Consider the following 8,667-nt stretch of genomic DNA (forward strand, 5'->3'; position numbering starts at 1 on the left):
CCCGAGAGACCCCCGAATGAGTGGCCAGGAAATCGCGGAGTTTTGCACGCAATATCGATCGATATATTCGGCTCCGTTTTTACAAGAAGTAACGAGCGCGAAAAGAAGACGCGCAGCTCGGAATCCGCTCAGGGAGGATCTCTTTCATGCAAGTTCGTGCCGCCATGTTGCGCACCACCATCGCCGCGGCCCTGCTGTCGGCGCTCGTCGTTCCCGCGGGCGCGGTGACGCAGGCCAGCCTCTCGCTGAGCGACTTCGGCTACACGCTGAAGGATCTCAACACCGGCGATGCCGTCACCCCAGCGCTGAGCTGGGTGGGCGCGGCCACGGTCAGCGGCTCCAGCAGCGGCTCGACCCAGCAGGGCTGGGCGCAGTCAGGCGGCTGGATGTCGGCCGACTGGCAGCAGAGCTCCTACGCCTCGGCCTGGAGCACCTTGCAGCTCAATGGCGGATCCGCACAGGGCCTGTCCCAGTACAGCGGTGCGACGGCGGGTGGCGTCCTGAACGCGCTCAGCGTCAGCGACAGCGTGACGGCCGGCCTGCAGGACAACACCGGCATCAGCTACGACCGCAACTTCACGCTGACGCCGGGCAGCCAGGTGACCTTCAGCTACGTGCTGAACGGCGGCCTCAGCGGCGACAGCGCCGCAGGCCTGTGGATGCCGCCGAGCGCGACCTACGGCGACAACCATTCGAGCGCACAGTTCTCCAGCACCATCTCCGCGGGTTCGGTGAGCAACTCGCTGAACAGCAACGCCAGCAACACCTGGGAGGGCTGGGGCGGTTCGTTCGGATCGACGAGCGCCTATGAGACCGTCCTCGACGGCCAGACCCTGACCCTCACGCTGCGCAACACCGACAGCGTGGCGAAGACCTACGACCTGTCGATCGCCGTGCGGGTGTGGAGCAGCGAGACGGCAGCGCCGGTGCCGGAGCCGGGCAGCTATGCGTTGATGGCCTTGGGGCTGGTGGCCGTGATCGGGGCCGCCGCGAAGCGCCGTCGCGGTTGATCAGCGAGGTGGTCCGGATGAGCGCGACGAGCCGACTGTTGCTTCCTGTCGTGGCGCTGCTCTGCAGCCTGGCGGGCACTGCGTCGGGGCAAACGCAGGCCAGCGTCACGCTGAATGCTTTCAACTTCAGCGTGAACGACCTGGATGGCGAGGATGGCGTGGCGGCCGGATTGACCTGGGACACGTCGCCGACCCTGACCATCTATTCCAATGAACAGCAGCAACGTGGCTGGGTCCGGGATACCGACAACCCCAACTACGTCGTCGGCGACTGGAATACCAGCACCGATTCCGCGATGTGGGGCGTGCTGCCTCGACTCAGTGTCTCGTCGCCGCTGGGCATGGGCCGGGCGAACGCGGACGCCGATGGGTCGATGTCGGCCAGCATGGCCGTTGTCTCCGGCTTCAGCGGCAGGCAGATGGTCGAGTTCAGCCGCGCCTTTACGCTCAGCCCCAACACCGTAGTCACGTTCAGCTATGTCGTCGATGGCGCGGCGTCAGGTCCGGGCTCCGATGGCTCGTGGCCTCTGACCGACGGCTACCCTGCGACGAACAAGTCCGACGCGATCATCCTTGCGCAAATGAGCGCGGGCCCGAGTTTCTTCCTGCTGAACGACGGCGGTGATACGTTCTGGGAGGACGTGTCGGATCCCTACGCATCCGCCATAGCGGACCGGACCATCACGCTGACGCTGCGCAATCCCGACAGTGTGGCCAGGTCCTATCTGCTCGATGTCACGGCTGGCGTTCTTGTGTCGGACGTGCTCGCCCCTGTGCCCGAACCTGGCGGCCATGCGCTGATGGCCCTGGGCCTGGCCGCCGTCGGCGCAGCGGTCAAGCGCCGCCGCGCCTGAACGCTCACTTCTCCAACACCGAGAGCACCTCGTAGCACGCCCCCATCGTGTGATAGTCCGTCTTCCCCGCCGGGCTCTTCTCGTCGCTGATCTTCGAGTTGTCGGCCCGCAGGATGCGGTACCAGGCGCCATGGTCGTGATCGATCATGTGGGCCCAGCTGTAGCGCCACAGGCGCTCGTAGTCGTCCCAGTACTTTGAGTCGCCGGTGCGCACGGCCAGCACCCCGGCCGTGGCCAGGCTCTCGGCCTGGACCCAGAAGTACTTGTCGGAATCGCAGATCTCCCGGTCCGGGCCGAAGCCGTAGAACAGGCCACCGTGCTCCGCATCCCACGCGGCTTCCATCGCGACGTCGAACAGCACCCGCGCCCGCGGCAGCAGCCACTCGGCGCCGTGCTGCAGCTGCGCGCCGTGCCGCTCCATGATCAGCAGCAGCTTGGCCCATTCGGTCAGGTGGCCGGGCTGGTAGCCCCAGGGGCGGAAGATGTTGGTCTTGTCTTCCTTGTTGTAGTCCCAGTCGACCGACCAGTCGCTCTTGTAGTGCTCCCAGATCAGGTCGCCGGCCAGCGCGGCCTGGCGCACGGTGATGTTGTGGGCGAGCGTCTCGGCGCGGTGCAGGTAACGGGTGTCGCCGGTGGCCTCGAAAGCGGCCAGCAGCGCCTCGCAGCTGTGCATGTTGGCGTTCTGGCCGCGGTAGGGGTCAAGTCTTGCCCAGTCGGCGCTGGCCTCGTCGGCGTAGAGGCCGTGCTGCGCTTCCCAGAAGCGCTGCTCCATCAGCTCGAAGGTCTCCTCGATCCACACGCGGGCCTCGGTGACGCCGGCCATCAGCGCATGCGAATAGGCCAGCAGCACGAAGGCCAGGCCGTAGCAGTGGTTCGTGCCGTCCAGCACCTCGGCCTTGCCGTCCTGCCACTTCAGCAGCCAGGCATAGCCGCCGGTGCTGGTGTCGCGGTGCGCGCGGCGCAGGAAGTCCAGGCCGTGCATCATCTTCTGCCGGTCGTCGTCGTGGCCCCAGCGCCGGGTGGCCATCGCGAAGTTGAAGACGAAGCGGGTGCTGCTGACGAGGTGGCGGCTCGTCGCGTCGTAGATGCTGCCGTCGTCGCGGTAGAAGTGGAAGAAGCCGCCCGAGGCGTCCACGCAGCGCGGGCGGTAGAAGTCCATCGTGTGCCGGATGTGGGCGTCCAGCGTCGAGGGCGAGCGGAAGTCGGGGAAATTCATGGCCGCGACTGTAGCGACTTCTGCCGCTCAGTCCATGCCGAAGCGCGTGGGGAACACCATGCTCTGGCTGGTCCGCACGACGATGCCGTTCTTGAAGTGGACGTTGTAGCGCAGCCGGTAGCTGCTGCCGGGATCGGGCTCGACGTTCCAGTCCCAGACCTCCTCGCCGCTCAGCGCGAAGAACTGCCGGGTGCGCTCCTGGCCGAGCCGGCGGCTGACCTGTTCCGTCGTCATGCCGGCAAACACGGTCTGGTGCCGCATCGCGGCGCTGAGCGTGTCCTCGATGCCCAGCAGCCGTCCGTCCGGGCCGAGGTGGACCATGTAGCAGCTCTGGCCGAAGGGCTGGCTGGAGTATTCGTAGGTGTGGCCGCCATCGGGTTCGTCCCAGATGCGCCGGGGTGCGCCGTAGTAACTCGTTATGTCGGCGGCAGTGCTAGCGCCGACGAGCAGGCGCGCATCGTGCCCCGGGTAGGCGCATCCGGCCACGCTCAGGGCCAGCAGGAGACTTGGCAACAGTCGCATGGGTGGCAAGCTTACGCGCCCGCCGGCGCCGCCTCCAGCGTGACGCTGAAGACCGATCCCTGGCCGATGGCGCTGCGCACCTCGACGCTGCCGCCCATCTGCTCCACCAGCAGCTTGACGATGGTCAGGCCCAGCCCCGTGCCGCTGCGGTGCACGGCGCCGGGCAGGCGCTTGAAGGCCTGGAACAGGTGCTGCACTTCCTCGGCGCCGATGCCGGGGCCCTCGTCGTGGACCTCGATGCGCACCTGCGGGCCCTCGGCCGCCACCTGCACCCGCACCGTGCCGCCCGGGCGGTTGTACTTGAAGCCGTTGCTGAGCAGGTTGGTGAGCACCTGGCCCAGCCGGTGCGCATCGCCCCAGACGGCCAGCGCCGGCGGCAGCTCGGGCAGTTCCAGCCGCACGGCGAACTGCTCGCGCTCGGCGGAGCTGAGCGCGGCGGCGCTGGCCAGCACCGGGGCCAGCGGCGTGGGGCGCCGTTCGATCGAGAGCCGGCCGGAGTCGATGCGGCTGATGTCCAGCACGTCGTCCACCAGGCGCAGCAGGTGGCGGCCGGCGTCGGCGATCAGCTGCACGCGCTGGCGCTGGCGCTCGCTCAAGGGCTCGGCGCCGTCCAGCGCCAGCAGGTCGGAGAAGCCGAGCACGGCGTTCAGCGGCGTGCGCAGTTCGTGGCTCAGGCGCGAGAGGAATTCCATCCGCGCCGCGGCGGCGCGCTGGGCGGTGGCGCGGTCCAGTTCGGCGCGCTCCTGGCGCACGCCGGCGCTGACGTCGCGCACGATGCCGATCATGCGGCGGTCGCCCGCGTCCAGCTCGCCGCGCATCACGGCGGCGATCTCCACATGCCGCTCGGCCACGCCCGGCGGATGGATGCGGTAGCGCTGGCGGAACAGCTCCGCGTCGCGCTGGACCTTCTCCAGCGCCAGGCGGATCTGGGGCTGGTCCGCCGGGTCGACCAGGGCGCTGAGTCGGGCCCGCGGTATGGGCTGGCCCGCGGCCTCGGCTCCGAGGCCATAGACGGCCAGCGCGTTGGCATCCATGGTGACGGTGTCGCCGCGCAGCCGCCACTCGAACAGGCCCAGGCCGTCACCGGCGGCGGCCAGGGTCCAGCGCTGGTTGGCATCTTCCAGCTCGGTCTCGTAGGCGCTCTGGCGCTTCATCGAGTGGCGCACCACCAGGAAGAGCGTCAGCGACAGCAGCGCGGTGAACAGCGCGAGCAGCAGGGACAGCAGGTAGAAGGTCGCTCGCGAGGCCCGGCCCAGCGCGTCGCTGTAGCGCAGCTCGAAGCCGCGCAGCTCCGCTTCCAGCTGGTCCAGCCAGCGCAGCAGCTCGGCCGAGCGGGCCGCGCGGGCGTCGGCCGGCAGCACCGACTCGTGCAGCTGCTGCAGCTCGTCGGCGATCGCCTTCAGCATCAGGATGCGCTGGTCGGCCGTGCGCCAGGCCTCGACCGCTTCGGCCATCAGCGGGGTCTCGCCGCAGCAGCGGTACAGCCGGATCGCGGCCGGGATGTCCTCCGGCGAGAGGCCGCCCTGCTCGAAGCCGCGCCGCGCCCGGTCCAGATCGGGCACCGGCTGCTCCAGCGCCAGGCGGGCCTGGCGGTCGCCCAGCGGAACGGCCAGCGCGGACTCGAAGGCCTGCAACTCGTCGGGCACGCCGGTAGCTGCATAGGCGCGCAGGTGCTGGATCGCCAGTGCGCGGCCCTTGGACCAGAAGCTCTCGCCGCCCACATAGGCCCGCGTCGAGGAGAGCACCTGGAAGCCCAGCAGGCACAGGGCCAGCAGCAGGACGTTGCCGATCAGCAGCGGCGACACCAGCAAGGCCTGGCGCAAGCGCCGGCGGCGCACGGCGGCGCCGTTGGCCTGGCGTACATCGGCGATTTCCATGCGCGCGGCTCCCTCCCTGGGCGGCCTGCGTGCTTGTTTGGTGGCTCAGTCGATGTGAATGCGCAGGCACCGCCAGTATGCAGCGCCACGCGTGAGGTTTCAGGTTCCTGCGGCCGGGACGGTCTCGCCAGCGCCCCGCCAGCGCTTGAGCTGCTTGCGGCCCAGGTGCTGCAGCAGCAGCAGCGGGGGCATGCGCAGCCAGTGCGAGCGCAGGTACAGCGCGGCCAGCGCGGCGCCGCTGCCGGGCAGCTCGCAGCTGGCATGGCGGGGGCGCAATGCCCGGTGATAGCAGGCATCCAGCAGCGCCTGCACCGGGCGCGGCGGCGCGGCCTGGGGCTGCCGCCGCAGCATCGCCAGCACGGCCGCCGGCACCGGCGTTCCCAGCAGACGGCGGGCGTAGCGCAGCGCATGGTGCAGCGGCCGCTGCAGTCCGATGCGCTCGGCCCGCTTCAGCAGCAGCGTCCAGAAGCCGGGCACGGTGGCGGCGAATTCGCGCAGCAGGGCGTCGAGGTCGAACAGGTCGCGCAGCGCGTTGTCGAACTCGCCTTCGTGGAACAGATGGGTGGCGGCATGCAGCAGCATGTCGGTGGGCGCCAGCACGAACAGCCGGCCCAGGCCCGGCGCGGCGCCGGCGAGCGGCTGCAGGCGCTCGAACAGCAGGCCGGTGTCGAGCTTGATGCGGGCGGTCGGCGGCAGGATCGTGTGGTGCACGTCCAGCGCGCTGCCGCGGCGGCTGTGGGTCAGCGGCGGCAGCTCGTGCATCCACTGGCGGTAGTAGCGGCTGTCGTAGGCGTCCAGCTCGCCGTAGGCCCAGCCCTGGATCATCAGGGCCCGCTCGGCCTCGGCCAGGCGGGCGTGGGGAACGAGGATGTCCACGTCGGCGAAGGTGCGCCCCTCGGCGCAGCCGAGGCCGGCGGCCAGGTAGGCCGCGCCCTTGAGCAGCACCACCGGCATGTCGCGCAGCGCGCGGCGCAGGTGCAGGATCTCGCGCTCGGTGGCTTCCTGCTGGCGCCGGGCCAGCAGCAGGGCGGTCTCCAGGTGGGGCCGCACCTGCGGCGGCGCGCCGTGGCCCTCCAGCGCCAGGGCCAGCCGGGCCAGCAGCTGGGCGCGCCGCGCCTGGCGGATCAGCAGGTCCCATTGCGAGAGGCTCAGCCGTTCGCTCAGCGCCGGCGCCAGCAGCACCTGCACCAGCAGCGGCGCCCGGCTCACTGCTGCCCCCTTCGGCCTGCGGCCTGTCCTGCCTGGCGGGAGCGCGCTTGCTTGGGGCGGCCCGGCGCGGCGCTCATGGCGCCTCCTGCTCGGCCAGCGCCGCGAAGCAGTCGGCGGCCTGGTCGAGCTGCTCGTACTCGAACGCCAGCGTGCGGCAACTGTCGACCAGGCGGCCCATCGCCTCGAAACCGCGCAGGCCGTGGATGTCGTAGTTGAACGATTCCCCGGCCACGGCCATGAAGCAGGCGGCTTTCTCCAGCGGCGTGAAGCGGGCGGCCTGTGTACCGGGTCGCCAGCGCGGCAGCACGATCCAGGCCGGCCGCGCGGGCTCGCGGGCGCGCAGCACGGCGGCCGCGGGCGGGCGCATCAGCGCGACTTCACCCTTGCTGGTGTTGGGCATCGGGGCGCTGAGCCGGGCGGCGGGCTCGAAGCGCCGGATCAGCTCGATCGAGCCGTTCTTCAGGTTGACCGGCCTGGCCATGCCGTGGAGCAGGCCGGTGTCCGGGTCCAGGAGGGCGAGTTCGTCGGACAGCAGCCGCCAGCCGCGGTGCAGCAGGGCGGCGCACAGCGTGCTCTTGCCCGAGCCGGGCGGCGCCGGCATCAGCAGCGCGCGGCCATGGCGCTCCAGCACGGCGGCGTGGATCAGCAGGTACTGGTGGCCGTGGGCGGCCACGCACCAGTTGAGGCCCCATTCGAGCATCGCCAGGCCCTGGGCGGCCGGCAGGGGCACGAAGCTGCGCCGTCCGTCGACGGCGAACTCCGCCTGCGGCCGCAGCCAGCGCCGCAGGCCGCGGCCGCGCAGCAGGGCCACGTGGAAATCGCAGAAGGCGCCCTCGTCCAGCAGCTCGAAATCTCCGTACATGCCGGCGATCTGCGGCGCCAGCGCGGGCAGTTCGGTGCGGATGCAGGCCGTGAAGGGCGGCATGGCCAGCCGCAGGCCCTCGCCGCGCAGCCGCGCGTCCAGCAGTTCGAGGGGCAGGTCGATCACGCGCATGGGCTATGGGCGTCTCAGGCGCGTTCGCGCAGCAGGCCGAGCCGGGTGAGCCGCTGCAGGTGCTCGCTCAGCGAGTCGGGCAGCACGCCCGGTGCGGCGCCCGACGGCTCGTTGACGGCGGCCAGCAGTTCATCGAAGCCCTGATCGCGCTGCTCCGTCAGTTCCAGCAGCAGGCCCGAGAGGCTGCTCAGCAGATGGGTGTCGCCGCTGTGCGGATCGAAGAAGACCACCTGGGTCTCGCCGTCCCATGCGCGCATCAGGGTGCTGACCGGCACCGCGCTGGCGCCACGCCACTTCATGGTCGATCGCAGCAGGCCGGGGCCGGGGCGGGCTCAGGCGACGACGTAGTTGTTGTCCAGCAGGTACTGAAGCACGTCGCTGTTGCTCCAGAAGCCGCCGGTGCCGTTGCTCGGCTGGAAGGTGCCGCGCGCCATCTCGGCGAGCACGTCGGTGCTGGGCGAGCTTGCCAGGCACAGGCTGGCGCCGGAGCCGGCGTACAGGGCGTTGAGCCGGGCCACCAGCAGGCTGGTGACGAAGTTGCTCGTGCTGTTGTGGGCGTGGATGTAGCCGTAGACCGTATCCGGCCCGCCGGTCTGGCCGTTGATGCCGGCGGGGAAGAGGTCGGAGATCTTCAGCGTGGCCTGGGCATAGTCGCTGGGCGTCTGGTTCTTGCCGAGCGCGGCACCGCCGTAGCGCTGCTGGTAGATCCAGGCCCAGGGCGGGTTGCCGCCGCCGACGCCGATGCCGGCGCTGTCGTTGCGCAATTGGGAGAGCGACCAGACCGGGTTGTCGATGCGGGCCGCGGCGGCGCGCGCCTTGACGCTGCCGACGCCGTTGCGCAGGATCGCGGAGCCCCAGGCCGAGGTGGTGTTGCACTGGCCGGCGGCGAAGACCGGCCGGCTGGCCAGGGTCAGCGCCACCGGGACGGAGCCGGCGCCCAGCTGGATCAGGCGGCGGCGGTTGGTGGAAGGTTGCTGGGGTGCGG

General features: G+C 70.5%; 9 protein-coding genes. 2 read left to right on the forward strand and 7 right to left on the reverse strand.

Annotation, left to right across the window (positions count from 1 at the left end):
• Positions 1–146 precede the first annotated feature (146 nt).
• Together B0W88_RS13025 and B0W88_RS13030 are read left to right on the forward strand one after the other, a co-directional pair.
• Complete coding sequence (locus B0W88_RS13025; RefSeq protein WP_083748765.1) at positions 147–1,010, forward strand: PEP-CTERM sorting domain-containing protein; 864 nt, start codon at positions 147–149, stop codon at positions 1,008–1,010.
• Between the two features lie 17 nt (positions 1,011–1,027).
• A complete protein-coding gene (locus B0W88_RS13030) occupies positions 1,028–1,864 on the forward strand; it encodes a PEP-CTERM sorting domain-containing protein (protein ID WP_144006745.1) in 837 nt (278 codons plus the stop codon).
• 4 nt (positions 1,865–1,868) lie between these two features.
• Here the strand turns inward: B0W88_RS13030 and B0W88_RS13035 are convergent, their stop codons facing one another.
• The 7 genes from B0W88_RS13035 to B0W88_RS33605 all read right to left on the reverse strand — a co-directional run.
• The gene (locus B0W88_RS13035) at positions 1,869–3,080 is read right to left on the reverse strand and encodes an AGE family epimerase/isomerase (RefSeq protein WP_077035090.1); all 1,212 of its coding nucleotides are present in this window, start codon (positions 3,078–3,080) and stop codon (positions 1,869–1,871) included.
• A 27-nt stretch (positions 3,081–3,107) separates the two neighbouring features.
• On the reverse strand, positions 3,108–3,602 hold the full coding sequence (locus B0W88_RS13040) for a hypothetical protein (RefSeq protein ID WP_077035091.1): 495 nt from the start codon (positions 3,600–3,602) through the stop codon (positions 3,108–3,110).
• Positions 3,603–3,613: 11 nt separating this feature from the next.
• Positions 3,614–5,479 carry a HAMP domain-containing sensor histidine kinase gene (locus tag B0W88_RS13045; protein ID WP_077035092.1) on the reverse strand — a complete coding sequence of 622 codons (1,866 nt, stop codon included), beginning with the start codon at positions 5,477–5,479 and terminating at the stop codon, positions 3,614–3,616.
• A gap of 99 nt (positions 5,480–5,578) precedes the next feature.
• Positions 5,579–6,688, reverse strand: a complete 1,110-nt coding sequence (locus tag B0W88_RS13050) for a nucleotidyltransferase family protein (protein WP_144006747.1) — start codon at positions 6,686–6,688, stop codon at positions 5,579–5,581.
• A gap of 73 nt (positions 6,689–6,761) precedes the next feature.
• Positions 6,762–7,682, reverse strand: a complete 921-nt coding sequence (locus B0W88_RS13055) for an HprK-related kinase A (protein WP_077035093.1) — start codon at positions 7,680–7,682, stop codon at positions 6,762–6,764.
• Between the two features lie 14 nt (positions 7,683–7,696).
• Positions 7,697–7,981 (reverse strand): HPr-rel-A system PqqD family peptide chaperone, encoded by a 285-nt coding sequence (locus B0W88_RS13060; protein WP_077035094.1) that lies wholly within the window; start codon positions 7,979–7,981, stop codon positions 7,697–7,699.
• Positions 7,982–8,014: 33 nt separating this feature from the next.
• On the reverse strand, positions 8,015–8,667 hold a 653-nt coding region (locus B0W88_RS33605), incomplete at its 5' end, for a hypothetical protein (RefSeq protein WP_158080853.1).

Origin of the sequence: Pelomonas sp. KK5 (genome assembly GCF_001984095.1) — a bacterium.
Lineage (GTDB): Bacteria > Pseudomonadota > Gammaproteobacteria > Burkholderiales > Burkholderiaceae_C > KK5.